The organism is Pseudonocardia xishanensis (assembly GCF_039541715.1).
Lineage (GTDB): Bacteria > Actinomycetota > Actinomycetes > Mycobacteriales > Pseudonocardiaceae > Pseudonocardia > Pseudonocardia xishanensis.
Genome location: NZ_BAABGT010000095.1, coordinates 1 through 26,010 on the forward strand (window position 1 = coordinate 1; position 26,010 = coordinate 26,010).

Below are 26,010 nucleotides of genomic sequence, written 5' to 3' on the forward strand. Positions count from 1 at the left end.
CGACAACATCAAACCCGCCGGACCAAGATCAGCTCTTCGGCTACTCGCGGATTCGGGTCTGACACCTGCACGAACGGCACTCTCGTGCGGTAGGTCCGCACAAGAGTGCCGTTCGTGCGGTCAGGTGCGTGCGGTCGGGTGCGTGCGGTCGGGTGCGCGCGGTCAGGTGCTGGAGACGCCGGGGATGCGGCCGTCCCGGAAGGCCTCGACGAACAGGCCGTGGTCCTCGCGGACCCGAGCGGCGTAGGAGTGGGCGAAGTCGACGACCCAGTCGACGAACTCGTCCTCGCGGCCGTCGAGCACCGCCGTGATCGCCTCCTCGGTCTGGAAGTCGACGATCGAGTCGTCCGCGTCGGAGTCCGCGACGCAGTGCACCTTCGCGGTCGCCCGGCCCAGGTACTCCACGACCGGTGCGATGTCCGAGGGCTCCGTCAGCTCCGACCAGTCGAGGTCCGACTCGTACGGCGACACCTCGCTGACCACGAACCCGACGCCGTCGAGGTCGGTCCAGCCGAGGTGCCGGTCCGAGTGGGCCTGCAGGGCGCGCTGCGACAGCACGGTGCGGTGGCCGTGGTGGTGGAACACCCCCGCCACGGCCTCCTCCGGCACCACCCGGGACGGCGCGGCGACGTTGCCCTGCTTCATCGACAGCACGACGTCGTTGTCCAACGCCTGGTTGTAGCCCTCGATCAGCACGGTGTAGGCGGGCAGGCCCGCGGACCCGATGCCGAAGCCGGACCTCCCGGCCACGTCCTTGATCGCGTACTCGACGCCGGTGTGCCGCTTGCCGTCCGGGATGGTGTCGAGGTAGCGGCCGAAGGCCTCGCGGACGCGCTCCTCCTCGGCGTCGTCCAGCCGCCGCACCCCGGAGCCCTCCCGCAGGACCCGGTCGTAGCCCTCGGTCTCGGTGGTCGAGTCCAGCAGCGCCACGCGGGTGCTGAGCTTGGCCCGCAGCAGCGCCTGCTGGACGGGGCCGTCGCAGGTGTCCAGGCGCAGGGCGAAGCTGCGGTCGTCCTGGACCCGGGTGAACGTGCGGACCTGGTCGACGTAGGCGCGCAGGTAGCGGCCGATCAGGTCGGTCAGGTCGGCGTCCGGGATGGCCTTGCGCCAGCCGAGCAGGGCGAGGCTGGCCGCGAACCGGGTGACGTCCCAGGTGAAGTGGCCCAGGTAGGCCTCGTCGAAGTCGTTGACGTCGAAGATCAGCCTGCCGTCGCCGTCCATGTAGGTGCCGAAGTTCTCCGCGTGCAGGTCGCCCTGGATCCACACCCGGCTGGTGCGCTCGTCCGCCCAGGGGTCCTCGCGGTCGGCCACGTCCGCGTAGAACAGGCAGGCGCTGCCGCGGTAGAAGGCGAAGGGGTCCGCGGCCATCTTGCGGAACTTGACCCGGAAGGCGGCCGGATCGGCCTCCATGAGGTCGGAGAAGGCCTCGGCGAGGGTGTCGACGATCGCGTCGGTCCGGTCAGCCATGAGCGCAACGTAGCGCTATCCGACGGTCAGCGAACCTCGAGTGATCGTGAGCGCGAGGAGGAGCACGGCGATGCCGAAGCCGGTGTAGCACACGACGTCCACCACCCGCCCGCGGATCGCCAGCAGCCCGGCGCGGGCGGGCGGCAGCACCCCGCGCAGCACCGCCGCGACGAGCAGCGCCCCGCCGAGCAGCGCGGAGCCCTGACGCCAGTGCTCGGTCAGCACCTGCACCATGCCGAAGGCCGCGATCGCCAGCACGACCACCATCGCCCCGTGGGCCTCCCACCACGCCCGGACGCCGCCGCCGGTGGGGGTGGTGCGGGGCAGCTCGCCGGTGGGATGGGCCGGGCCCGCCAGGTCCGCCTCCGGAGGCATGGGGGTGCCGGTGCGCGGCCCATCGGCCCGCGCCGGGCCGGGGGACGGGGGCCTGCCGCCCTGCGCGGTCCGCGGTGGGCGGTGAGCGGGGTCGACCGGTGGGCGGCGGGCGGCGGGATCGCCCGGCGGCCCCGCCTGCTGCGGCCGCGGCGGCCCGGGGGCCGGCTCGGGTCGCCCCCGGTCCGCGCGGGCGGGCCAGGACTCCGGGCCGTCGGGGGTCATCGGGCGGCCCCCGCGGAGAGCGCGGCCCGCTCGGCCGCCTCCACCACCGCGGTGAGCAGCATGCCGCGGGTCAGCGGGCCGACGCCGCCGGGGACCGGGGCGAGGAACCCCGCGACCTCCGCGACCTCGGGGTCGACGTCCCCGCCCGGACCCAGCTCGGTGTGGCTGATCCCGACGTCGAGCACCGCGGCGCCCGGCCGGACCATGTCCGCGGTGATCAGGCCGCGGACCCCGGCCGCCGACACGACGACGTCCGCCCGCCGCACCTCGGCCGCCAGGTCGCGGGTGCCGGTGTGGCAGGAGACCACGGTGGCGTTCACCGAGCGGCCGGACAGCAGCAGCCCGAGCGCCCGCCCGACCGTCACGCCCCGCCCGACCACGACGACCCGGGCCCCGGCCAGCTCCACCCCGTACCGCCCGCACAGCTCGACGATCCCGCGGGGCGTGCAGGGCAGCGGGGCGGGCTCGCCGAGCACCAGCCTGCCGAGGTTGAGCGGGTGCAGGCCGTCGACGTCCTTGGCGGGCTCGACCCGCTCGAGGGCGGCGGCGGCGTCGAGCCCCGGGGGCAGCGGCAGCTGCACGAGGAACCCGGTGCAGGCGGGATCGGCGTTGAGCTCGTCGACCGCGGCGAGCAGCGCCTCCTGCCCCGCGTCGACGGGCAGCTCGCGGCGCAGCGACGCGATCCCGACCAGTGCGCAGTCCCGGTGCTTCGCCGCGACGTAGCCCCGCGAGGCGGGGTCCTCCCCCACCAGCACGGTGCCCAGGCCGGGGGTGGTGGGCAGCGCCGCGACCCGCTCGCGCAGGTCGGCGAGGATCACCGCGAGCACGGCCTCGCCGTCCATCACCCGTGCGGTCACGCGCGCCATCCTCGCAGAGCGCCGACGGCCGGGACGGACCCGCCGGGGAGCCGGTGCCCACCCCTCGGCCGGCTTCCTCCCCGACGCGGCGGTGCGCGGTGGAAGTCGAGGTTCCGATCTGTCCGTTCGTAGGGTCCGCCCGCCTTGTGATGCGGCGCACAATCGCCGGGCCGGCAACGAGGCAGTCCCTGCCGGTCGAGCATCGAGCGAGGAGCATTCATGAGTGTCGAAAGCGACGTGCAGGCGGGGGCGCATGCCGCGGCCGAACCCCGGGCGGCGGCCGCTCCGGCGGCCAACCCGGCCCTGCTGGGGCTGATCACGTTCCTGCCGTCCGGGGTGACGTTGGGTCTGTGGTTCCTCGGCTACCTGGACACCGCGACCCTGCCCGGCGGCATGATCCCGATCGTCACGCTGTCCGCGGGCCTGTTCCTGATGATCTCCGCCGTGTGGGCGGCGCGGGTCGCGGCCAACTCGGTCGCCGCCATCTTCGGCGTGTTCTCCGCCTTCTGGCTCAGCTTCGGACTGCTGCTCACCGGCCTGACGAGCGGCTGGTGGGGCGTGGCCGACGCCGCGCAGGTGGCGAACGTGCAGCGCACCTACCTGCTGTCGTTCACCCTGGTGTTCATCCTGCTGACCCTGGCCACGCTGCGGCTCCCGCTCGCCTTCACCGCGGGCTTCGTGTTCGTGGACATCACCTTCGTGCTGGCCTTCCTGGGCGTCAGCACGGGCAACGCGGACCTGTTCCCGATCGCGGGGATCACGACCCTGCTCTTCTGCGCGATCTTCGGCTACATCCTCGTCGACGGCTTCGCCCAGGACCTGGGCGGGAAGGCGATGCCGATGGGCGGTGCCCTCGTGAAGTAGCCGCCGGGTCCGACGAGCCCCGGGTCGCCACCGCTGCGGCCCGGGGTGTCGTCGTGTGTCAGATAGAGACACCACGACCGCCCGATGTGGACGTTAATGCTTGTGACGGAGCCCACACCTAGCCCGCGCCGGATGTCCGCTCCGCTCTTGGATGCACCCCACCTCTGGAGCGTGTCATGAGCACTGAGCACATCGAGAGCACACCCGCACCCGTCGCGGAGGCCGCCGCCCCGGCTGCGGCCCCGACCGGCAACCCCGCCCTCCTCGGTCTGCCCGCCTTCCTCATCGGCGGGATCGGACTGACCCTCTACCTGTTCGGCTACCTGCCCGCCGCCGCCGTCGGCACGCTCGTCCCGATGACCCTCACCGCGTCCGGCCTCGGCCTGCTCGTGGCCGGCTGGTGGGCGATCCGGATCGGCCAGGGCGCCGTGGGTGCCATCTTCAGCGTGTTCGCGACGTTCTGGCTGAGCTACGCCTACCTGGTGCTCTCGCTGGTCAACGACTGGCTGAAGATCCCGGCCGCGGACGCGGGCACCGCCCAGGCGACCTTCCTGATCGCCTGGCTCGTGGTGTTCGCGGTGCTCACCCTGGCCACCCTGCGCCTGCCACTGGCCTTCACCGCCCTGTTCACCCTGGTCACGATCACGGTGGCGCTGGTGCTGGTCGCCACGCTCACCGGGATGGCATCCCTGCTGACCGTGGCGGGCATCGGCGGCGCACTGTTCTGCCTGGTCGCGATCTACATCTACGTCGACGGCATGACCCAGGAGCTGGGCGGGCCCGCGAGGAGCATGGGCAACCCGCTGGTGCACTGACCGCCCCCGGCGCCACGGGAGGGAGCCTCGTCGCGTGAGGAGGCTCCCTCCCCGGTCACCGGAAGTCCCTCGACTTGACCGCGACCTTCAGGTCCAGGCGTTGGAGGCGGTCCGCGACCAGGTTGAGGACGCCTTCGGGGCTGCGCTCCAAGCGCCCTCTCACCAGCAGGGCGGCGCTGCCCAGCGCCACCGAGCGGTACCGCGCCCACAGCCCCTCCGAGCAGGTCACGTTGAGCATCCCGCTCTCGTCCTCCAGGTTCACGAACGTGACCCCGCGGGCGGTCGCGGGCCGCTGCCGGTGCGTGACCAGCCCGCCCACCAGCACCCGGCGCGGCGGGCGGTCCGGGTCGTGCGGGGCCCCGCCGAGGGCGTCCAGGCGGTCGATCCGGACCGCGCCCAGCGCGTCCATCCCGGCGCGCAGGTGCTGCATCGGGTGGCTGTCCGGCGAGACCCCGGTGGCCCAGACGTCCGCCACCGTCTCCTCCACCTCCGTCATCCCCGGCAGGGCGGGCGCCTCCAGACCCACCGCGCTGCCCGGCAGGTGCCCCGGCCGCACCGCCGCGACCACCCCCGCCGCCCAGAGCGCGGCCCGCCGGTCGATCCCGAAGCAGCCGAACGCCCCCGCCGTGGCCAGCGCCTCGGCCTGGGGCCCGGTGAGCTGCACCCGGCGGGACAGGTCGGCGAGATCGCGGTAGGGACCCCCCGCGCGCTCGGCCTCGATGCGCTCGGCGAGCTCCGTGCCGATCGTGCGGATCTCCCGGAGCCCGGTGCGGACCGCCCAGCCGCCGGCGCTCTCCTCGTCCCGGAACAGGATCGCGGCCGCCCCTCCCTCGTTCACGTCCGGGCCGAAGGCCCGCACCCCGTGCCTGCGCGCATCCGCCACCAGGGACTGCGGCGAGTAGAAGCCCATCGGCTGGGAGTTCAGCAGCGCCGCGCAGAAGGCGGCCGGGTAGTAGAGCTTGAACCACGAGCTGGCGTAGACCAGCGAGGCGAAGCTGATCGAGTGGCTCTCCGGGAAGCCGAAGTTCGAGAAGGCCAGCATCTTCTGGAAGATCGTCTCGGCCACCGGGTCGGGGATGCCCTTGGCCGCCATCCCCGCGAAGAACCGGACCCGCAGGTTCTCCATCCGCTCCGCGGAGCGCTTGGAGCCCATGGCCCGGCGCAGCTCGTCCGCGTCCGACGCCGAGAACCCCGCGACGTCCACCGCGATCTGCATGAGCTGCTCCTGGAACAGCGGCACCCCGAGGGTCTTCTCCAGGGCCCCGGCCAGCAGCGGGTGGTCGTACTCCCAGGTGCGCGGGCCGCCGCGCTGCTCCTCGTTGCGCCGCTTGATGAACGGGTGCACGGACCCGCCCTGGATGGGGCCGGGCCGGATCAGCGCCACCTCGATCACCAGGTCGTAGAACCGCTCGGGGCGCAGCCGCGGCAGCGTGGCCATCTGCGCGCGCGACTCCACCTGGAACACCCCGACGGAGTCCGCCCGCTGCAGCATCGCGTAGACGGCGGGATCGCTCTGGTCCAGGTCGTGCAGCTCGACCCGTCGCCCGTCGTAGCGCTCGACGAGGTCCTGCATCAGGTGCAGCGCGGTGAGCATCCCCAACCCGAGCAGGTCGAACTTGACCAGCCCGGCGGCCGCGCAGTCGTCCTTGTCCCACTGCACGACGGTCCGGTCCGCCATCCGCGCCCACTCCACCGGCACCACCTCGGACACCGGCCGGTCGCAGATCACCATGCCGCCGGAGTGGATCCCGAGGTGCCGCGGGAAGCCCAGCAGCTGGTCCGCCAGCGCGAGGACCGGCCGCGGGAGATCCTCCGGCACGGTCTCCGACAGCCCCGTCCACCGCTCGATCCGCTTGCTCCACGCGTCCTGCTGGCCGGGCGAGAACCCCAGCGCCTTCGCCATGTCCCGGACCGCCGAGCGCGGCCGGTAGGTGATCACGTTCGCCACCTGCGCGGCGTGGGTGCGCGCGTACCGCTCGTAGACGTACTGGATCACCTCCTCCCGCCGCCCGGACTCGATGTCCAGGTCGATGTCCGGGTAGCCGTCCCGGTCCGGGGAGAGGAACCGCTCGAAGAGCAGCCCGTGGCGCACCGCGTCCACCCCCGTGATGCCCAGCGCGTAGCAGACCGCGGAGTTCGCGGCCGAGCCCCGGCCCTGGCAGAGGATGTCCGCGCGGCGGCAGAACGCCACGATGTCCGCCACGATCAGGAAGTAGCCGGGGAAGTTCTTCGCCTCGATGATCGCCAGCTCGTGCGCCACCATGTCCGCGGCGAACCGGTTCTCCGCCCGGCTGCCGTACCGCTGCGCGACGCCCCGCCAGGTCAGCGCCCGCAGCCAGCTCGCCTCGGTCTCCCCCGGCGGCACGTCGAACGGCGGCAGGTCCGGCGCCACCAGCCGCAGCTCGAACGCCAGCTCGCGGCCCGTCTCGGCGGCCCGCGCCACCGCTCCCGGATACCGGGCGAACCGCTGCGCCATCGCCGCGCCGTCTCGCAGGTAGGCCGCGCCCGCGGCGGGCAGCCAGGGGTCGGCGTCGTCCAGGCTGCGCCGGGCCCGTACCGCCGCCACCGCACCCGCCAGCGGGAACCGGTCCCGGGTGGCGTAGTGCGCCGCCGTGCTCGCGACGACGGGCACCCCCGCCTCGGCCGCGAGCGCGGCCAGCAGGTCGTTCCGCTCGGTGTCCTCCGGCAGCGCGTGGTGGGTCAGCTCGACGAGCACGTGCTCGCGGCCGAACCGCTGGACCAGCCCGCGCAGCGCCTCGGCCCCCGCGGCGGGCCCGCCGCGGCGCAGCGCCTGCTGCACCGTGCCCTTGCGGCACCCGGTGAGCGCGACGACGTGCCCCCGGGTGTCCTCCACGACCTCCGCCGGGTCGTACACCGGGCGGCCCTTCTCCGCGCCCCGCAGCTGGGCCGTGCTGATCGTGCGACACAGCGCCCCGTAGCCCTCCGGGCCGCGGGCGAGCAGCAGCAGGTGGCTGCCCTCCGGATCGGGCACCCCGTTCTGCGGGGCGGTCAGGCCCACGCTCAGCTCGGCCCCGAAGACCGTGCGCACCCCGAGCCCGCGCGCGGCCTCGGCGAAGCGGACCACGCCGTACATCCCGTCGTGGTCGGTGAGCGCCAGCGCCTCCAGCCCCAGCTCGTGGGCCCGCTCGACCAGCTCCTCCGGATGGCTCGCCCCGTCGAGGAAGCTGAAGTTGGAGTGGCAGTGCAGCTCCGCGTAGGGGACGGCGGGCTCCCGGCGCTCCAGCGGCGGCGCCTCGTACGGCTCCCGCTTGCGCGACCAGGCGGGCGAGTCCCCGCCGTCCCGCTCCGGGCCGCCGCTCAGGCTCGACCCGGTGCGCCCGGACAGGACCCCTTCCAGCTCACGCCAGGTGACGTCCGGGTTGCTCCATCCCATGACCCCGATTCTACTCGAACATGTGTTCGATCATGCCGTGCTGTCCACAGTCAGGTGCGGCTCGAGGAACGCCAGGATCGCGCCCTTGGGCCGCGCCCCCGTGTCCTGGGCGACGACCTCGCCGCCGCGGTACAGCGCGAGCGTGGGCATGCCCAGCACTCCCGCGGCGGCAGCGGTGCGCGGGTTCTCGTCCACGTCCAGCGCCACGATCTCGACCCGACCCGCGAGCTCCCCGGCCAGCTCGGCCAGCACCGGCGCGATCATCCGGCACGGCGGGCACCAGCTCGCCGTGAACTCCACCAGCACCGGCAGCGGCGAACCCAGCACCCGCGCGGCGAACTCCGCGTCCGTGACGGTGTCGATCATGTCTCCTCCAGGGTGAACTCACACCGGGCCCGCACGGCCCGCTCCAACTGGCCCGCCAGCTCGGCGCGGACCGCACCCAGCCGGGCGAGCGACGCATCGACCTCGGCGAGCTTGCTGCGGTAGACCGCGATCGAGTCCGCGCAGCTCCCGCCGGTGGGATGACCCGCCCGCAGGCACTCGACGAAGGGCCGGGTCTCCTCCAGCGACAGCCCGAGGCCGACCAGCGTGCGGATCTCCACGAGGGCCCGCAGGTGCTCCTCGTCGTACCGGCGGTAGCCGTTCGCCGACCGGGCCGCGGGCAGCAGCCCCAGCTCCTCGTAGTGCCGCAGCGCCCGGGTGCTGACCCCGGCCCGCTCGGCCAGCTCACCGATCCGCATGCGCGCCCCTCCTCCCGACCACGGCGCCGACGCTAGACCCTGCCGCCGACGGCAAGGCCAGCCCGAGATGCGGGAGGGCCGAGTTGTCCACAGGATCGTCCGAGTGACCCCCGAACGAACCGTCCCCGTCGCCCCGCGCCACCGAACGTCACAGGCTGGGGTGGTGCGCACCACCCTCGTCACCCTGCTCGCCTGCCTCACCCTCGCCTGCACGACCGCGGCGCCGACCACCGTCCCCGCGGCGGCACCGTCGCCCTACGCGGAGGCCCTCGTCGCGCAGACCTCGGGGGACGGGACGTACGCGCAGCTCGGCGAGCTGGACCGGCTCACCCGCGAGAACGGCGGGAACCGGGCCACACCGGGGCCCGGGTACGCCGCGGCCGTCGACCACGTCGCGACGGTGCTGCGGGGCGCGGGCTGGGACGTGACCACCCCGGAGTTCGGGCTCGACGGGCGGACCTACCGCAACGTGGTCGCCCAGACCCGCACCGGGGACCCCGGCCGGGTGGTCATGGCGGGCGCGCACCTCGACTCGGTGGAGGACGGGCCGGGGATCAACGACAACGCCTCCGGGGTCGCCACGCTGTTGGAGATCGCGACCCGGATGGGCGGGTCGCCGCCGGTCACCGGGGCCGTCCGGCTCGCGTTCTGGGGCGCGGAGGAGATCGACTTCGAGGGGTCCCAGGGGTACGTCGACGGCCTCGCGGAGCGGGACGCGATCGCGCTCTACCTCAACCTGGACATGACGGCCTCGCCGAACCCGGGCTACTTCGTGCAGGGCGACGGGCCCGCCACCGCGGACCTGGTCGCCCGGTTCGCCGCGCTGGGGGTGCAGGCCGACCGCATCGACTTCGACGGCACGTCGGACTACGCGCCGTTCGTCGACGCGGGCATCCCGAGCGGGAGCCTGCTGGCGGGCGACGCGCTGGACAAGACCCCCGACCAGGCGCGCCGGTGGGGCGGGACCGCGGGCCGGGTCTTCGACGCCTGCTACCACACGGCCTGCGACGACCTGCGGAACATCGACCGCACCGCGCTGGACCGCTTCACCGACGTGACCGCGGGATCGCTGGCCGCACTGGCGACCGGATGACCCGACCGGACGGGGTGATCGGATGACACCGGCCGGGCCGCTCCCCAGCCCCCGACCGGCGTCATCCGGTTCCCTCGAGGCGCGGTACCGGGGGCTCCCCAGCTACCGGTCGCGCCGTGCTCGACGGTCCGTCGTCCGCCGTATGGGGACCAGTTGACTCCTCCACCCTGAGAAAAGCCTGTGGTGTGCCCGTGGAGCACCCATGGAAGGGATGTCGGACACTGGGCACCCGAGAAGAGGGGGACGATCATGCGTGCAGGACGAGGCGGGCTGGCGGCGATCGCCGTGCTGCTCCTGGCGGGCTGTGGGACGGGCGCCGCCCCCGCGGCGCAGGCCGTGCCGACACCCGACCCCACCCTCGCCGCCCGGCTCGTCGCCACGGCGAGCGGGGACCGGGCCTTCGCCCATCTCGACCGGCTCCAGGCCATCGCCACGGCGAACGGCGGCAACCGCGCCCTGGGCACCCCCGGCTACGACGCGAGCGTCGAGTACGTGGCGGGGGCGCTGCGCGAGGCCGGGTTCACCGTGGACACCCCGTCGTTCGACGTGCGGTCCTTCGCCGTGCAGGACCAGCGGCTCACCGTCGGCGGGGCGCCGGTCGAGGCCACCGCGATGGGCTTCTCGCCCTCGGGGAACGTGACCGCCCCGCTGCACGTCCTGGCGATGGACGCCACCTCCGGCTGCGAGGCCGCGGACTTCGCCGGGACCCCGGCCGGCGCGGTCGTCCTGGCCAAGCGCGGGACCTGCCCCTTCGGCGTGAAGTCGCAGAACGCGAAGACCGCCGGGGCCGCGGGCCTGATCGTCGCCAACACCGAGGAGGGCCCGTTCGACGGCACCCTCGGCGACCTCCCGGACACCGTCCCCACCACCGGGGTGAGCAGCTCGGTGGGGGACGCGTTGGCCGCGAAGCCGGGCGCCGTCGTCACGCTGGTGCTGGCCACCACCACCCAGGAGGCCACCAGCCGGAACGTGGTCGCGCAGACCACCACCGGGGACCCGGCCCGGGTCGTGATGGCCGGGGCGCACCTGGACTCCGTGCCGGAGGGCCCGGGGATCAACGACAACGGCACCGGCACCGCCGCGCTGCTGGACGTCGCGCTGGCCCTCGGGCCCGCCCCCGCCTCGCAGAACGCCGTCCGGTTCGCCTGGTGGGGCGCCGAGGAGGTCGGGCTCGTCGGGTCGACCCGGTACGTCGAGGCGCTGTCGCCGGAGGACGCGAAGCGGATCGCGCTCTACCTCAACCTGGACATGGTCGGGTCGCCGAACCCCGGCTACCTCGTCTACGACGGGGACGACTCCGACCGCGTCGGCGCGGGCCCCGGCCCGGCGGGCTCGGCCGCGGTGGAGCAGGTGCTGACCGAGCAGCTCGCCGCGGTGGGGGTGCAGGGCTCGGGCACGGACTTCGACGGCCGCTCGGACTACGGGCCCTTCATCGAGGCGGGCATCCCGTCGGGCGGGCTGTTCACCGGCGCGGAGGAGACCAAGACGGCGGAGCAGGCGACGCAGTGGGGCGGGCAGGGCGGCGCCCCGTACGACGGCTGCTACCACCGGGCCTGCGACACCGTGGCCAACGTCGACCGGGTCGCCCTCGATCGCAACGTCGATGCGCTGGCGGGCACCGTCGGCCGCTTCGCCCTGACCCTCTCCGGCGTGCCCGGACGTCAGTAGATCCCGACCACCCACCAGCGCTCCTGCCGGTGGAGCAGCAGGAGGGCCGCGCCGTCGGCCAGCTCGACCTGCAGCCGCGAGCCCGCCGCGCCGTCCGGTGACCACCACCGCTGCACGACCGGCCACGGCCCCGCCCAGCCCCGGATCTCCCGGGCGGGGTGCGGCGGGAGCAGCAGGCGGTGCGGGTCGGCGCTGAGCAGGTCGGGCTCGGGCAGCTCGACGGGGCGGTCGGCGGCGTCCCGCAGCTCGACGGGCAGGGGTTCCTCCGGCACCGTGGTGGGCGAGGGGGCGGGCAGCCGACCGGGCCAGACGGGCACCGGGTCCCGCGCCGCGGCCGCCATCCGGACCGCCTGGGACCGGTTCTCCTTGCGGGCCACGGGATCCCTGCGGTTCGCCGGGGTGGTGCCGCGCAGCGCCGCTTCCGGCGCACCCGGCGCGAACGCCCGCCGAGGCTCCCGCGGGCGCGCCGGACCGGCGGACCCGACCTGCCCCTGCGCCGGGGTGTGGTGGTCAACGGCGTGGGACGGGTCGACGAGACGCAGGGTCGGGGGGCCGGGGTCCCGGGACCGACCCGCGGGGTGCGCGAGCATCGCGCGGTGCAGGGCGTCGGGGTAGGGGCCGTAGCCCGGGGTCGGTTCCGGGGCGGGCGGGCCCTCCAGGGGGCCTGCCGCGCGGGAGTCGGGTTCGCGGTCGTCCCCCCACGGCACCAGCCGGACCCGGTCCCCCGGGTCCCGCCCGCCCGCGAGCACCGCCGTGACCACGGACTCCGGGCCGAGCAGGGCCTGCACCCGGACCAGGGCGCGGCCCGCGCGCTCGTCCGTCTCGCCGACGTCTCCCCACAGCCCGAGCTGCAGGGCACCCGCGGTGACGGTCTCCTCGGGGCTGAGCCGCAGCGCGACCACCGCGCCGGAGCCGCCGCGGGTGAGCCAGGCGTCGAGCTGCCAGCGGACCCGGTCGACCGTGCCGGACGGGCTGAGCGGCTCGGCGCACCGCCACACCCGCAGCAGCTCCTCGCCCCGGTCCGTGCGTGCCCGGACGCCGAGCCGGGTGCAGGACAGGCCGTGCCCGGCCAGGGTGCGGTGCAGCCGTTCGGCGAGGGCGCGGGCGGCGAACGCGGCCGCGTCGACCCGCTCGACGGGGGGATCCAGCTCGATCTCCACCGCCAGCTCCTCCGGGGGGCGGCGGCGCACCGGCGGCCGCGGGTCGAGGCCGCGGGCGAGCCGGTGGGCGAGGACCGCGTCCGCGCCGAACCGGGAGGCCACGTCCGCCTGATCGAGCGACCCGAACGCCCCCAGGCTGCGCAACCCCAAGCGGCGCAACAGGTCCACCAGCTCGGCCCGGTCGACGTCCGGCTCCCGGTCGAGTTCCTCGACCCCGAGCGGGGCGAGGAACTCCGCGCTGCGGCCCGGCTCGATCCCGACCCCGCGCCGGGCGGCGAGGACCGCGGCGAACAGCCCGTCGGCGTACCCGACCTGGCTCTCGACGCCGGTGCGCGCCGCCACCTGGTCGATCAGCCGCTCGGCCGCCCCGCGCTCCCCGCCGAAGAACCCGACCGGGCCCTTCGCGGGCAGCACCAGCAGGCCCGGCCGCACCACCTCCACCCCGGGCGCCAACTCCTCGACGGCCAGGACGACCGGCTCGAACAGCCGCGCGTCCCGGTCCGGGTCCGGGGCCAGGACCGCGATCTCCGGGCAGCGGGCCTGGGCCTCGCGCCGCCGCAACCCCCGCCGCACGCCCGACGACCGCGCCCCGGCCGAGCAGGCGACCACCCGGTTGGCCAGGAACACCGCCGCGGGCCGGTGCGCGGGCACATGGGCGGCCGCCATCGCGGCGACCACGGGCCAGTCCGGCGACCACACCGCGAGCACCCGCTCCGCGGCGCTCACCGCACGATCACCTTCCGCGGTCCACAGGTGCCGTATCCGGCATCGGTGGACCGCACACGGCGATCACCCACGCTCCCGCCGCTCATGAGGCGCGGGTGGCGGCGGGCCGCCTCGCCGCCTCGCCGGGGGCACTGCCGCCGGACGCCGTCGAGCCGCCCGCCTGCTCCAGCTCCGCGACCCCACCGCCGGGGCCGGGGAGCAGCAGGTCCCGCTCACGCCCGGCCGCCCCGGTGCCGCGGCCGGTGGAACGGACCCGCGTGTGGCAGGACCGCAGCCTGCCCGCGCCCCGCTCCGCGCCGCGCCAGCGCACGGACGCGCAGCCCACCGTCAGGTCCGCGCCGGGCCAGGCCCCGAGCGCCATCAGGACCGCACCGCGCTGCCGGGCCCGCGCGGCCAGGCGTTGCCGGTCCCCGGCCCGCAACCCCGCCCGCTCGGCTCCCGCCAGCACGACGAGGTCCAGCCCGTCGAGCAGCGCGGCCGCCACCGCCACCAGGTCCGCACCCGGCCGGGGCACGAGCGCGAGTCGCTCGAGCCGCACCCCCGCCTCGGCGGCGGCGACCGCACCGAGCCCGGGCGCCCCGACCACCCCCGCCCACGCCCCCTGTGCCGACGCCTCGGCCAGCAGGGCGAACAGCAGCGACAGCGAGCCGGGACCACCCACGACCGACACCGTGCTCCCCCGCCGCAGCCCTCCCGCAGGCAGCAGTGGACGAAGTGGTGCCGAGACCGGGAGCACCCGGCCGTCCTCCCCCGGGGCGGGCGCGGGACGCTCCGCCCCCGAGGCGCGGTCCTCCCACCGGCGCAGCAGCCCCCGAGCCGCCGCCAGCCGGTCGGCGGGCCCCTCCCCGGAGCCCCGGTCGACCCGCCCCGCCGACCCGCTCGAGCACACCGGGCCGCGCGAGACCGCCACGTCGCCGGACCCCGCACCGTGACCCGAGCCGTGACCCGCCGAGCCCGTCGACCCGCCCGAGCGCGCCGCACCCTCGGGCGGGCGGCCGCTCCCCACGACCGCGCCGCCCGCCTCCTCCTCGGGCCAGTCCGTCCAGTCCGCAGGCGGCCACTGCTCCCCGCCCGCGACCACCGCACTCACCGGCCGCCCCCGCTCCCGGCCCGAGGACGGCCTGCGACACGCACACCCTCACCGGGCGACTCGCGCGCCGCGGTCCGCGGCCCGAGCATCACCCCTCACCCGACCCGGTGTGACCGCCCCCGCTCGACCCGTCACCCTTTCGGGTGGTTCCCTCCGGCTCGCCCTCACGCAGAGCACGCCCGCACGCACTCCCCGCCCGCGCCGACCGAGGGCCGATCCCACCCGCACAGACCGCGCGGCGCACCTCCCGACCCCCGGGCGCCGCGGCGCCGCCGACCGACCCGGAACACCAGGCCCCACCAGCGACGATCCGACTCGGCCGGACACCACGACGACGCACCTTGCCACCTCTTCCGCGCGACGGACGACACCGCGGGGAAGACGGTCATCGAACTGATGTTCGAAGTCTAGCCGAGCCCCGGAGCGGCCTCAAGCCACGATCGGGTAGCCGATCCCGCACGGAAAGACAAGATGGCCCTGGGGCCGTCCGGCCCAGCAGGATTGCGCTCGATGGACGAGTCGAGCCCCCGGATCGTCGCGCTGGTCCCTGCGCACGACGAGGAGACCACCCTGCCCGCGGCACTGGCCTCGCTGCGCGCGCAGACCCTGCCGCCGGACCGCGTGATCGTCGTCGCCGACCGCTGCGCCGACGGAACCGTGGCGGTCGCCCGCCGCGGGGGCGCCGAGGTGGTCGAGACCGTCGGCAACACCGCCCGCAAGGCGGGGGCACTGAACCAGGCCCTCGCCGCGCTGCTGTCGGTGCTCGACGACGCCGACCTCCTCCTCGTCCTCGACGCCGACAGCGCGCTGAGCCCCGGCTTCCTCGCCGAGGCGGTGGCCACGCTGACGGACCCGACCGTCGGGGGCGTCGGCGGGATCTTCCACGGCCGCCCCGGCGGCGGCCTCCCGGGAGCCCTCCAGCGCAACGAGTACGCCCGCTACGCCCGCGAGATCCACCGCCGCGGCGGCCGGGCGCGGGTGCTCACCGGGACCGCCACCGTCTTCCGGGTGGCGACCCTGCGCGCGGTCGCCGCGGCCCGCGGGACCCGGCTGCCCGGACGCGCGGGCGAGGTCTACGACGCCACCGCGCTCACCGAGGACAACGAGATCACCCTCGCCGTGGGCACCCTCGGGCTGCGGGCGGTCTCGCCGCGGCCGTGCACGGTGCACACCGAGGTCATGCCGACCTGGCGCGACCTGTGGCACCAGCGGCTGCGCTGGCAGCGCGGTGCGCTGGAGAACCTGCGCGCCTACGGCCTCACCCGGGTCACCCTGCCCTACTGGGCCCAGCAGCTGGGGATGTACGTCGGGATCCTCGGCGTGGCCCTGTTCCTGCTGGCTACGGCCCTGTTCGCCGCGCTGGGCGAGCTCGGGCCGCCGCGCGGGCTGTGGCTGGTCGTCACCGCGGTCTTCGTGGTCGAGCGGATCTGGACCGTCCGCCGCCGCGGGCCGCGGGGGATGCTGCTGGCCGCGCCCCTCGTCGTCGAGTTCGGGTACGACCTCGTGCAGCAGGCGGTGTTCCTGGCCGCGGTCGGCGCGATGCTGCAGGGCCGCGCGCCCCGCTGGCACCACCTCACCGCCGCCCCCGCCTGATGTACGGCAAGGTCGGCACCACCGCGTTCATGGTCGCGCCCGTCGCGACCTACGGCGCGCTCGAGGCGCTGTGGTGGGTGGTCGCGACCTGCACCCTGGTCGCGGCCACCCTCGCCCTGCTCCGCCTGTTGCCCCGCCGCGGAGTCAGTGCGCGAAGTGCCGGGTCCCGGTCAGGTACAGGGTCACGCCCGCCTCGGCGGCCGCGGCGGTCACCACGTCGTCCCGGATCGAGCCGCCGGGGTGCACGACGGCCTTGACGCCGCCGTCGATCAGCACCTGCAGGCCGTCCGGGAAGGGGAAGAAGGCGTCCGACGCGGCGACCGAGCCCTGCGCCCGGTCCCCGGCGCGGGTCACCGCGAGCCTGCAGGAGTCGACCCGGTTGACCTGCCCCATCCCGACCCCGACGGCGGCGCCGTCGTCGGCCAGCAGGATGGCGTTGGACTTCACCGCGCGGCAGGCGCGCCAGGCGAACGCCAGGTCGGCCAGGGTGGCCTCGTCCGCCGCCTCGCCCGCGACCAGCTTCCAGGAGGTGGGGTCGTCCCCGGGGGCGTCGATCGCGTCCCGCTGCTGGAGGAGCAGGCCGCCGGTGACGGGCCGCATCTCCGGCCCGGTGCGGACGACCTCGCCGGGCAGCCGCAGCAGCCGGATGTTCTTCTTGGCCTGCAGGATCTCCAGCGCCTCGGGCGCGAACCCCGGCGCCAGCAGGACCTCGGTGAAGATGTCCTTGACCTGCTGCGCCAGCTCGACCGACACCTCGCGGTTGGTCGCGATCACCCCGCCGTAGGCGCTCACCGGGTCCGTCGCGTGGGCCTTGCGGTGGGCCTCGGCGACATCCGCGCCGACCGCGATGCCGCACGGGTTGGCGTGCTTGATCACCGCGACCGTCGGCTGGTCGCCGTGGTCGTGGGCGGCGCGCCAGGCGGCGTCCGCGTCCACGTAGTTGTTGTAGGACATCTCCTTGCCGTGCAGCTGCTCCGCCGTGGCGAGGCCGGACCCGCCGGAGACGTAGAGCGCCGCGGCCTGGTGCGGGTTCTCGCCGTAGCGCAGCGTGGACGCGCGGGTCCAGGTCGCGCCGACCCACTCGGGGAACACGCCGTCCCCCGGGGCCAGGACGCTGCCCATCCAGGAGGCGACGGCGACGTCGTAGGCCGCGGTGTGCCGGAACGCCTCGGCGGCGAGGGCGCGCCGGTCCGCCAGGGTGAACCCGCCCCGCCCCAGCTGCTCCAGCGCCCACCCGTAGCGGGCCGGGTCGGTGATCACGGCGAGGCTGTCGTGGTTCTTCGCCGACGCCCGGACCATCGCGGGCCCGCCGATGTCGATCTGCTCGACGCACTCGTCCGGCGTCGCGCCCGACGCCACCGTCTCGGTGAACGGGTACAGGTTGGACACCAGCAGGTCGAACGGCGCGATGCCGAGCTGCTCCAGCTGCGCGAGGTGCTCCGGCTTGCGGGTGTCCGCCAGCAGCCCGGCGTGCACGCGCGGGTGCAGGGTCTTGACCCGCCCGTCGAGGCACTCGGGGAACCCGGTCAGCTCCTCGACGCGCGTGACCGGCACGCCCGCGTCCGCGATCCGCTGCGCGGTGGACCCGGTGGAGACGATCTCGATCCCGGCGGCGTGCAGCCCGGTCGCCAGGTCGAGCAGTCCGGCCTTGTCGTAGACGCTGATCAGGGCCCTGGAGACCGGCCTGCGTTCGCTCACTGAACTCTCTTTTCGTTGCACAGCGTCGCGACGGTGCTCACGAGCAACCGGCGCTCGGCGACCTTGATGCGTTCGTGCAGCACGGCCTCGGTGTCTCCGGGCAGCACGGCGACGGCCTCCTGGGCCAGGATCGGCCCGGTGTCGACACCCTCGTCGACCAGGTGGACCGTGGTTCCGGTGATCCGGACACCGTGGGCCAGGGCGTCTCGGACCGCGTGCGCGCCGGGGAAGGCGGGCAGCAGAGCGGGATGGGTGTTGAGCACGGGCCTGCCGACGCCCTCGAGGAACGGCGCCCCGAGGATCCGCATGAACCCGGCGCAGACCACCAGGTCCGGCGCGTGGGCCAGGACGGCGGCCAGCAGCGCGGCGTCCCAGCTCGGACGGTCCGCGAACTCCTTCGGGGAGACCGCGAACGACGGCACACCCGCCCGGTCCGCGCGGTCCCGCGCCGCCGCCGCGGGCCGGTCGGTGCCGACCGCGACGACCTCGGCGGGATGGTCGGGCCCGACGTCCAGCAGGGCCTGCAGCAGCGTCCCTGACCCCGAGGCCAGCACGACCACGCGCGCGCGGGTGGGTAGGCCGGCTCCCACGGTGGGGTCTGCGCTCGACGGGGCGGGCACCTGTCTCCTCGGGCCGACTGGGGGATCGCCTCCAGGGTAGGCGGCGACCGCGGTCACAGCGCGGGGACCTGCCCGTTTCGGGTGGGTGCGCAGGCGTCGAGGGGTCAGTCCTGCTCGGCGGCGGCCTCCGCCTGCCGCTTCCGGAGGGCGACGAGCTCGGCGACCGTGCGCGGGGCGGGCTCGGACTCCTCGACGGATGCGGGCTCGGGCTCGATCTCCGAGGACGGGCGACCCCTGCGGCGGAAGGGGCCCCGCCGCTCGCCGGGTACGGCGGAGTCCTCGACGCGCGGCTCGGGGACCACGGATGCGGTCCCCCGGGCCAGCCGGGTCTCCCGACGACGTCGGGCGGCCTCGACCGCCGCGTTCCCGTCACCCCGACGCGGACGGTCCGGGCCCCGACGCGCGCGCCGGCCCCGCGACCCCGACACGGGGCGCGCCGGAGCCGGGTGCTCGTCCGAGTCCGCCTCGTCGTCGGCAGCGCGGACGGCGTCCGTGTCGGCGTCCGTGTCGGCGTCCGTGTCGGCGTCCGTGTCGGCGTCCGTGTCGGCGGCCGTGTCGGCGTCCGTGTCGGCGGCCGTGTCGGCGGCCGTGTCGGCGGCCGTGTCGGCGGCCGTGTCGGCGGCGTCCTCGATGTCCCGATCGGCGTCTCCGTCGGCCCACCCGTCGGCGTCCTCCGGCTCGGGATCGGCGCCCCACGAGCCCTCGGCGCGGGGGCCGGTCGCCGCGTCGTCGGACCATCCGTCCCGGTACCACTCCAGGTCCTCGTCCTGCACCGCCTCCGGCGCCCCGCCCCGCTGCACCAGCGCGACCAGCGCCGCGGGGCCGGCGACCCAGACCACGATCGCCAGCACCGTGTACCCCGCCGGGATCGCGACCGGGTCGAAGTCCCCGGCCGAGAGCCGCCCGCCCGCCAGCAGCGCGAGCCCCGCCCCCACCACCGCCAGCGTTCCGGCCGCGACGCCGACCGCGCGCAGCCGCTCTGCGGTCGGCGCACCCGAGCCGAGGGCGGACCGGCAGGTCCCGCCGACCAGCAGCCCGACCACCACCGGCACCACGACGACGGCGACCGCCCAGGCCGGGGACGGGACCGTCGGGAGGGCGGCCAGCAGGGGGAAGGGCGGCAGCGGGCCGGGTGCCCCACCGAACGGCGTCCACGCGCCGAGCCCGACCTCCACGCCGGGCCCGAGCAGCCAGGCCGCGCCACCGAGCACGGCGTTGGGCAGGTAGCCGATCGAGAGGAGGGTGAGGCCGAGGGCGCCTCCGGTCGTGGGGGTCAGCGCCGCGAACATCCCGTGCGCCCGGGAGGCCCCGAACACCAGCCCGACGAGCAGCGTCACCGCCCCGACCAGCAGCAACGCCGCACCGCCGACCGCGGCGCCCGCGAGCCCGGCGGCAGGCCAGCCCTGCAACCGCTCCCGCCAGGTCCCGGGCAGCCCACACCCGCGCAGCACCCCGACACCGGCCCCGACGGCCGCGACGAGCCCCGCCCCGACCATCGCCGCCCAGGGTGCGGCCCCGACCTGCGCCGCGCTCGGGAGCAGGGCACTGCCCAACACCGCGACGGCCGCGTGGGAACCGGCCGCGGCGGCGATCACGGCGCCCGCGTCGTGCCGGAACCGCCCTCCCAGCCTGCGCACGGCCCACCGGGAACCCACGGACACCACGGCGGCCACGGCGAGCGGGAGGAACAGCGGCAGCACACCCAGCGGCTGCCCCCGCAGCTCCAGCGGGATCAGGTGGGCCGCGAGCCAGAGCGGGATGGCGGCGGCGAACGCGCCGTCGACCGAACCGTCCGTACCCCCGCCAGCGAGGACCACGAGCAGGGCCCCGGGCACGAGCATCGCGTACGTGACGATCACGGTGCCCATGGCCGCCGCGAGCACGATCCGGAACCGGTCGAGCCCCTCCGGGTACGAGGGCGCGGGGATGTCGGAGGACTCGTCCGGCTCGGCGGGCGCCCGCAGCGATCGGGTCATCCCCGCAGCGTCGCAGCGCGACCGCCGCGAGTCAGGCCGCCACGCCGGGCGGCCCCGGGTCCGCGCGACACCATTCCCGGCGAGTGATCCGCACCTCGGGCGCGGGGCGGTCGAGATCCGACCGCTCGGCTCCCGACCGATGGATCACCGGGCCGGGCGGGTCAGCTCTCGCGGCGCTCGGTGTCCGTGGAGATCTTCGTGGTGCGGTCGCCCTCGGCCGGGGGCTCGGCGTGCCTGCCCTCGCCGGTGGGGGCGATCCGCGTCTGCTCCGCCTCCGACGGCCTGGCCACCGGCTGCCCACCGGTCGGCGGGCCCTGCGGGGCGCCCCCGAACAGGCCCCCCTGGGGCTGGCCCGGCTGACCCACCTGGGGTTGCTGGCCGGTCTGCGGCGCACCGTACTGCTCGGGCCCGGGGCCCCAGCCCTGCTGGGGGTGGGGCTGCTGGCCGGGGTAGGGCTGCTGGCCCGGGTACTGCTGCTGCGGGTAGCCCTGCGGCGCCCCGTAGGGCTGCTGCTGCGCGGGCGGGTAGCCGTAGGAGTACGGGGTGGGCTGCTGCTGGTAACCCCCACCCTGCCCGGGCGACGGGTAGCCGCCCTGCGGGTAGTAGCCGGGAGGGGCGGCGGGCTTGGGCGCGGGCAGCGAGACCACGCCCGCGTCCACCAGGACGGCCCCGACGAGCGCGGCCGCCTCCAGGAACGCCAGCACGAGCGCCACGATCTCGATCCCGCCGACCGCGAACGACGACGCGGCGACCGCCAGCTGCACCAGCGCCAGGAACCCGACGAGCGCCAGCACCGCGCCCGGGACCACGATCGTCGGCGAGGCCTTCGGCAGCAGCGCCGCTGCGGCGAGCAGACCCCCCGCGAGCAGCAGCGACGGCCCGAGCAGCAACGCCGAGAGCGGCGAGAAGAACCCCAACAGGTACACGACGACGGCCAGTCCGGCCCCCGCCAGGACGAGCGTCCGCGCGGGGCCGTGCAGCACCGCGGGCGCCTCCGGGCTCGCTCCGTCTCGGGTCATGACCACTCCTCGCACCTCGAAGCCCCCGACGAGGGCCGACGCTAACCCACCCGAATGAACGTGTGGGCCCCGGGGAGGTTCCCCGGGGCCCACACCGGACAGCACGCGTCCCTAGAGCGACGCGATGATCTCCTTCATCAGCGCGGCGGTCTCGGACGGCGTCTTGCCGACCTTGACCCCGGCGGCCTCGAGGGCCTCCTTCTTCGCCTGCGCGGTGCCCGCCGAGCCGGAGACGATGGCGCCCGCGTGGCCCATCGTCTTGCCCTCGGGGGCGGTGAAGCCCGCGACGTAGCCGACGACCGGCTTGGTCACGTTCTCCTTGATGAAGGCCGCGGCCCGCTCCTCGGCGTCCCCACCGATCTCGCCGATCATCACGATCGCCTTGGTCTCGGGGTCCGCCTCGAACGCCTCGAGGGCGTCGATGTGCGTGGTGCCGATGATCGGGTCACCGCCGATGCCGATGGCGGTGGAGAAGCCGAACTCCTTGAGCTCGTACATCATCTGGTAGGTCAGCGTGCCGGACTTGGACACCAGGCCGATGGGGCCGGGGCCCGCGATGTCGGCCGGGATGATGCCCGCGTTCGACTTGCTCGGCGAGATGATGCCCGGGCAGTTCGGCCCGATGATCCGGGTGGCGTTGCCCTTGGCCACGGCGTGCGCCCAGAAGTAGGCGGAGTCGTGCACCGGGATGCCCTCGGTGATCACCACGGCCAGCGGGATCGCGGCGTCGATCGCCTCGATGACCGCGTCCTTGGCGAACTTCGGCGGCACGAAGATGACCGAGACGTCCGCCCCGGTCTCCTTGATGGCCTCCTCGACGGTGCCGAAGACCTTGAGGTCCTTGCCGCCGATGGTGACCGTGGTGCCCGCCTTGCGGGCGTTCACGCCGCCGACGATGTTGGTGCCCGCCGCCAGCATCTTGGTGGCGTGCTTGGTGCCCTCGGAGCCGGTGAGGCCCTGGACGATGACCTTGGAGTTCTCGTTCAGGAAGATCGACATCTCAGGCTCCTGCGGCCAGCTCGGCGGCCTTGTCGGCCGCGTCGTCCATGGTGCCCACGACGGTCACCAGGGGGTGGTTGGCATCGGCGAGGATCTTGCGGCCCTCGACGACGTTGTTGCCGTCCAGCCGGACGACCAGCGGCTTGGTGGCGCCGTCGCCCAGGATCTTCAGCGCCTCGACGATGCCGTTGGCCACCGCGTCGCACGCGGTGATGCCGCCGAAGACGTTGACGAACACCGACTTGACGTCCGTGTCGCCCAGGATGACGTCCAGCCCGTCCGCCATGACCTGCGCCGACGCACCGCCACCGATGTCGAGGAAGTTGGCGGGCTTCTGGCCGCCGTGCTTCTCACCCGCGTAGGCGACGACGTCCAGCGTGCTCATGACGAGCCCCGCGCCGTTGCCGATGATGCCGACGGTCCCGCCGTCCAGCTTCACGTAGTTGAGGCCCTTGGCCTTGGCCTTCGCCTCGAGCGCGTTCTCGGTGCGCTCGTCGACCAGCTCGGCGTGCCCCGGGTGCCGGAAGCCTGCGTTCTCGTCCAGGGTGACCTTGCCGTCGAGGGCGACGATCCTGTCCTCGGGGTCGCGTACCAGCGGGTTGACCTCGACCAGCGTCGCGTCCTCGGCGACGAAGGTCTCCCACAGCTTCACGATGGTGTCCGCGGCCTGCTCGGCCACGACCGCCGGGATCTTGCCCGCGGCGACGATCTCGTCCGCCTTGGCCTTGTCGACGCCCGCGATCGGGTCGATCGGGATGCGCGCCAGCGCGTCCGGCCGCTCGACGGCGAGCTGCTCGATCTCCATGCCGCCCTCGGCCGAGCACATGGCCAGGAAGGTGCGGTTGGACCGGTCCAGCAGGAAGGAGAAGTAGTACTCCTCCGCGATGTCGCTGGCCGTGGTCACCAGCACCTGGTGCACGGTGTGGCCCTTGATGTCCAGGCCGAGGATGGCGGTCGCCTTCTCCTTGGCCTCGGCGGGCGACTCGGCCAGCTTCACGCCACCTGCCTTGCCTCGCCCACCCGTCTTCACCTGGGCCTTCACCACGACCGCGGTGCCCAGCTCGGCGGCGGCGGCCTCGGCGGCCTCGGCCGTGTCCACCGTCTTGCCCGGAAGCACCGGGACTCCGTGGGCGGCGAAGAGGTCCTTCGCCTGGTACTCGTACAGGTCCACTCGGCTCTCCCGATTCACGTCGCTGTGCGGCAAGCGACACGCAGGTCTGCGTCCCGCGCGAGGTCCCGCACGTCAGAGACCTACTCCGACCCAGGACCCTAGCCATGACACCCGAGCGCGTTGACATCCGCCCAGGTGAGCCGCATCACCGACCCTCGCCCGAGGGCCCGGGGGCACGCCGTGTGCCAGCCCGATCACCGGGTCGGCGGTGTCGCGATGTGACGAAGGCGTCGTCCGGCCGACACGCGGCGGTCACACTGAGCGAGCGTTCAGTCCATCCGGATATTTCCGGCGGGTAACCCGGCGACCCGACGTGATCAGCCTTACTCTTGGGTATGGCGCTGTTCCGCGAGGGGCTGCACCGGCTGGCCACGGTGGCCGCGGGTGCGCGCAGCCTCGCGTCCGGGGTCGCCGTGGCCGCGGACTACGCCGTCCGCTCGCTCGCCACCCCCTCCGGCCTGCGCGGGATCGCGCTCGAGTGGGCGTGGCTGACCGCCCATGTGGCCCTGTACCCGGTGGGTCTCGCCGGCGAGACCATCCGCCCGCCGGACCGCTACCGCACCGACGCGCTGGACCCCCTGCAGCGCAGCCTGGTCTGCGCCGACCCCGCCACCGCGGGGACCCCGATCCTGCTGGTCCACGGGATCATGGACAACCGCTCCGTGTTCACGGTCTTCCGCAGGGCCCTGCGCAGGCGCGGGTTCGGCACCGTGCACTCGGTCAACTACAGCCTGTTCACCGGTGACCTCCGCAGCGCCGCGCGCGAGCTGGCCGAGCACGTCGAGCGGCTCCGCGACGCGACGGGCGCGGACCGGGTGCACGTCGTCGGGCACTCGCTGGGCGGGGTGATCGCCCGGTACTACGTCCAGCGGCTCGGCGGCGCCGAGTTCGTGGACACCCTGGTCACCCTCGGCAGCCCGCACACCGGCAGCAACGCCGCCTACCTCATGCCGACGCCGCTGGCCCGGCAGCTGCGGCCGAACTCGGACGTGATGGCCGAGCTCGCCGCGCCCGCGCCGGGCTGCCCGACACGGTTCGTCGTGGTCTGGAGCCGGATCGACGAGATGGTCGTGCCCCAGCGCAACGCCCGCCTCCGGCACCCGGACCTGCTGGTCGAGGAGCTGGAGCTGAACGACGTGGGCCACCTCGCGCTGCCCGTCGACCCGCGCGTGGTGCACGGCGTCTGCTCCCGTCTCGCACACGGAGAGTTGCCACTGCACCTCGTCCACCTGCGGAGACGGCGTGACATCGGTCGAACTGCAACGGAGAGTGAAGTCTCCTGACCCGATCGGTGGGTGTCCCGACACATCCCCGCCCCGGGTTGGACTCGCTCCCGGGGGCCCGCTAGGTTTGCTCCGTTCGTGTCACAGCGCGATCACGACGGCACGGCTCCGACCCCGAATCGGTGCCGACCCGGGCCCACCCAGCCCACGCCGTCGCGCGTGCGACACGGGCCCGACAAGAAGGGCAGGTCGTGGCGCGCCACCGCTCCCCAAGCGGCGCTCCCGGACCGGTCCCGCAGGCGACCGCATACCCCCGTGCGGCCCGACCGGCGGGAGGACACCGGCTCCCGGCGCCCCCGCAGTCGTCGTTGCGCATCCGCGCGACCGTCGCCGCCTGTGCAGGCGGCGCGCTCGTCGCCGCGGGCCAGACGATGCTCACTGCCCTCGCGGGCCCCGCCGTCGAGACCGACCCCTACGAGCGGCTCGCGGCCAACGCGATGCTCCCCGTGGCGGACGAGCCCGCCGCCACCGAGGCCGCCGCCCCGGGCGCCGCCACGCAGGCCGCTCCCATCGGCGCCGACCAGCTCACCTCCGCCACCCCGCGGGCCCTCCCGGTGCTGGACGACCGCTCCGAGGTGGACGTCGCGAACCTCGCCAAGGCCCTGGACATCGGCCACGAGCTCGCCGAGACGGCCGAGGTGCTCAAGCAGGCCCTCGCCGCGGGCGCCCCGCAGGCCGTGCTGGACCACGGTGAGGCGTTCGTCCTGCCGACCGCGGGCCGGTTCACCTCGGGCTTCGGCGCCCGGTGGGGCGTCACGCACTACGGCATCGACCTCGCCGCCCCGATCGGCACGCCGATCTTCGCCTTCACCGACGGCGTCGTGGAGGAGTCCGGCCCGGCCAGCGGCTTCGGGTTGTGGGTCGTGCTCCGCCATCCGGACGGCACCAAGACCGTCTACGGCCACATCAACCGGTCGTTCGTCACCGTCGGGCAGACCGTCACGGCGGGCGAGGAGATCGCCGAGGTCGGCAACCGCGGCCAGTCCACCGGCCCCCACCTGCACTTCGAGATCTGGGACGCGGGCGAGAACAAGCTGAACCCGCTCCCGATCCTCACGCGGATGGGCCTGTCGGTCACCGGGGACGGCGAAGGCGCCCCCGGCTCCCTGCTCTGAGGCCCGCTCAGACATCCCATGGCGTAGCGGTGTCAAGCGGCGGCGGTGACGCGGTGGGCCCA

General features: G+C 74.9%; 21 protein-coding genes. 7 read left to right on the plus strand and 14 right to left on the minus strand.

The window, feature by feature from the left end; all coding sequences use genetic code 11:
* Positions 1-162: 162 nt before the first annotated feature.
* From ABD993_RS28950 to ABD993_RS28960, 3 genes are read right to left on the minus strand one after another with little or no spacing between them, the layout of a single operon-like run.
* A complete protein-coding gene (locus ABD993_RS28950) occupies positions 163-1,467 on the minus strand; it encodes a DUF2252 domain-containing protein (protein ID WP_345425456.1) in 1,305 nt (434 codons plus the stop codon).
* Between the two features lie 15 nt (positions 1,468-1,482).
* Positions 1,483-2,064 carry a DUF3017 domain-containing protein gene (locus ABD993_RS28955; RefSeq protein WP_345425459.1) on the minus strand — a complete coding sequence of 194 codons (582 nt, stop codon included), beginning with the start codon at positions 2,062-2,064 and terminating at the stop codon, positions 1,483-1,485.
* The gene (locus ABD993_RS28960; RefSeq protein ID WP_425569174.1) at positions 2,061-2,930 is read right to left on the minus strand and encodes a bifunctional methylenetetrahydrofolate dehydrogenase/methenyltetrahydrofolate cyclohydrolase; all 870 of its coding nucleotides are present in this window, start codon (positions 2,928-2,930) and stop codon (positions 2,061-2,063) included. Before ABD993_RS28960 ends, ABD993_RS28955 begins: the two co-directional genes overlap by 4 nt.
* Positions 2,931-3,140: 210 nt before the next feature.
* On the opposite strand from ABD993_RS28960, the gene ABD993_RS28965 reads away from it, so the two are divergent.
* Together ABD993_RS28965 and ABD993_RS28970 are read left to right on the plus strand one after the other, a co-directional pair.
* A complete protein-coding gene (locus ABD993_RS28965) occupies positions 3,141-3,785 on the plus strand; it encodes a GPR1/FUN34/YaaH family transporter (protein WP_345425463.1) in 645 nt (214 codons plus the stop codon).
* Positions 3,786-3,961: 176 nt separating this feature from the next.
* Positions 3,962-4,600, plus strand: coding sequence for an acetate uptake transporter family protein (locus ABD993_RS28970; protein WP_345425466.1), 639 nt, complete (start codon positions 3,962-3,964; stop codon positions 4,598-4,600).
* A gap of 55 nt (positions 4,601-4,655) precedes the next feature.
* Here ABD993_RS28970 and ABD993_RS28975 read toward each other — a convergent pair whose 3' ends face one another.
* From ABD993_RS28975 to ABD993_RS28985, 3 genes are read right to left on the minus strand one after another with little or no spacing between them, the layout of a single operon-like run.
* The gene (locus ABD993_RS28975; RefSeq protein ID WP_345425469.1) at positions 4,656-7,994 is read right to left on the minus strand and encodes an error-prone DNA polymerase; all 3,339 of its coding nucleotides are present in this window, start codon (positions 7,992-7,994) and stop codon (positions 4,656-4,658) included.
* A gap of 30 nt (positions 7,995-8,024) precedes the next feature.
* Positions 8,025-8,360 (minus strand): thioredoxin family protein, encoded by a 336-nt coding sequence (locus ABD993_RS28980; protein ID WP_345425470.1) that lies wholly within the window; start codon positions 8,358-8,360, stop codon positions 8,025-8,027.
* Positions 8,357-8,737: a MerR family transcriptional regulator gene (locus tag ABD993_RS28985; RefSeq protein WP_345425472.1), complete on the minus strand. Its 381-nt coding sequence runs from the start codon at positions 8,735-8,737 to the stop codon at positions 8,357-8,359. Before ABD993_RS28985 ends, ABD993_RS28980 begins: the two co-directional genes overlap by 4 nt.
* A gap of 163 nt (positions 8,738-8,900) precedes the next feature.
* On the opposite strand from ABD993_RS28985, the gene ABD993_RS28990 reads away from it, so the two are divergent.
* Both ABD993_RS28990 and ABD993_RS28995 read left to right on the plus strand, forming a co-directional pair.
* The gene (locus ABD993_RS28990; RefSeq protein WP_345425474.1) at positions 8,901-9,830 is read left to right on the plus strand and encodes a M20/M25/M40 family metallo-hydrolase; all 930 of its coding nucleotides are present in this window, start codon (positions 8,901-8,903) and stop codon (positions 9,828-9,830) included.
* A gap of 249 nt (positions 9,831-10,079) precedes the next feature.
* The gene (locus ABD993_RS28995; protein ID WP_345425477.1) at positions 10,080-11,498 is read left to right on the plus strand and encodes a M28 family peptidase; all 1,419 of its coding nucleotides are present in this window, start codon (positions 10,080-10,082) and stop codon (positions 11,496-11,498) included.
* Here the strand turns inward: ABD993_RS28995 and ABD993_RS29000 are convergent.
* The gene (locus ABD993_RS29000) at positions 11,492-13,384 is read right to left on the minus strand and encodes a DNA polymerase Y family protein (RefSeq protein ID WP_345425479.1); all 1,893 of its coding nucleotides are present in this window, start codon (positions 13,382-13,384) and stop codon (positions 11,492-11,494) included. The two genes, ABD993_RS28995 and ABD993_RS29000, sit on opposite strands and share 7 nt — an antisense overlap.
* An 82-nt stretch (positions 13,385-13,466) precedes the next feature.
* Complete coding sequence (locus tag ABD993_RS29005; protein ID WP_345425481.1) at positions 13,467-14,474, minus strand: hypothetical protein; 1,008 nt, start codon at positions 14,472-14,474, stop codon at positions 13,467-13,469.
* Positions 14,475-14,984: 510 nt separating this feature from the next.
* Between ABD993_RS29005 and ABD993_RS29010 the strand changes: the two genes are divergently transcribed.
* Positions 14,985-16,067, plus strand: a complete 1,083-nt coding sequence (locus ABD993_RS29010) for a glycosyltransferase family 2 protein (protein WP_345425483.1) — start codon at positions 14,985-14,987, stop codon at positions 16,065-16,067.
* A 144-nt stretch (positions 16,068-16,211) separates the two neighbouring features.
* Here ABD993_RS29010 and purH read toward each other — a convergent pair whose 3' ends face one another.
* From purH to sucC, 6 genes are all read right to left on the minus strand, one after another.
* Positions 16,212-17,765: a bifunctional phosphoribosylaminoimidazolecarboxamide formyltransferase/IMP cyclohydrolase gene (gene purH / locus ABD993_RS29015; RefSeq protein WP_345425485.1), complete on the minus strand. Its 1,554-nt coding sequence runs from the start codon at positions 17,763-17,765 to the stop codon at positions 16,212-16,214.
* Positions 17,762-18,385 (minus strand): phosphoribosylglycinamide formyltransferase, encoded by a 624-nt coding sequence (gene purN / locus ABD993_RS29020; RefSeq protein ID WP_345425487.1) that lies wholly within the window; start codon positions 18,383-18,385, stop codon positions 17,762-17,764. The genes purH and purN overlap by 4 nt, the downstream gene beginning before the upstream one ends.
* Positions 18,386-18,489: 104 nt before the next feature.
* Positions 18,490-20,361: a cell division protein PerM gene (locus ABD993_RS29025; protein WP_345425490.1), complete on the minus strand. Its 1,872-nt coding sequence runs from the start codon at positions 20,359-20,361 to the stop codon at positions 18,490-18,492.
* A 161-nt stretch (positions 20,362-20,522) separates the two neighbouring features.
* Positions 20,523-21,380, minus strand: a complete 858-nt coding sequence (locus ABD993_RS29030) for a DUF5336 domain-containing protein (protein WP_345425493.1) — start codon at positions 21,378-21,380, stop codon at positions 20,523-20,525.
* A 111-nt stretch (positions 21,381-21,491) separates the two neighbouring features.
* The gene (gene sucD, locus ABD993_RS29035; protein ID WP_345425496.1) at positions 21,492-22,379 is read right to left on the minus strand and encodes a succinate--CoA ligase subunit alpha; all 888 of its coding nucleotides are present in this window, start codon (positions 22,377-22,379) and stop codon (positions 21,492-21,494) included.
* Position 22,380: 1 nt separating this feature from the next.
* Positions 22,381-23,568, minus strand: coding sequence for an ADP-forming succinate--CoA ligase subunit beta (gene sucC, locus ABD993_RS29040; RefSeq protein WP_345425498.1), 1,188 nt, complete (start codon positions 23,566-23,568; stop codon positions 22,381-22,383).
* Positions 23,569-23,885: 317 nt separating this feature from the next.
* Between sucC and ABD993_RS29045 the strand changes: the two genes are divergently transcribed.
* Positions 23,886-24,833: an esterase/lipase family protein gene (locus ABD993_RS29045; RefSeq protein WP_345425501.1), complete on the plus strand. Its 948-nt coding sequence runs from the start codon at positions 23,886-23,888 to the stop codon at positions 24,831-24,833.
* 308 nt (positions 24,834-25,141) lie between these two features.
* Positions 25,142-25,948, plus strand: coding sequence for a M23 family metallopeptidase (locus ABD993_RS29050; RefSeq protein ID WP_345425503.1), 807 nt, complete (start codon positions 25,142-25,144; stop codon positions 25,946-25,948).
* Positions 25,949-26,010: the final 62 nt, after the last annotated feature.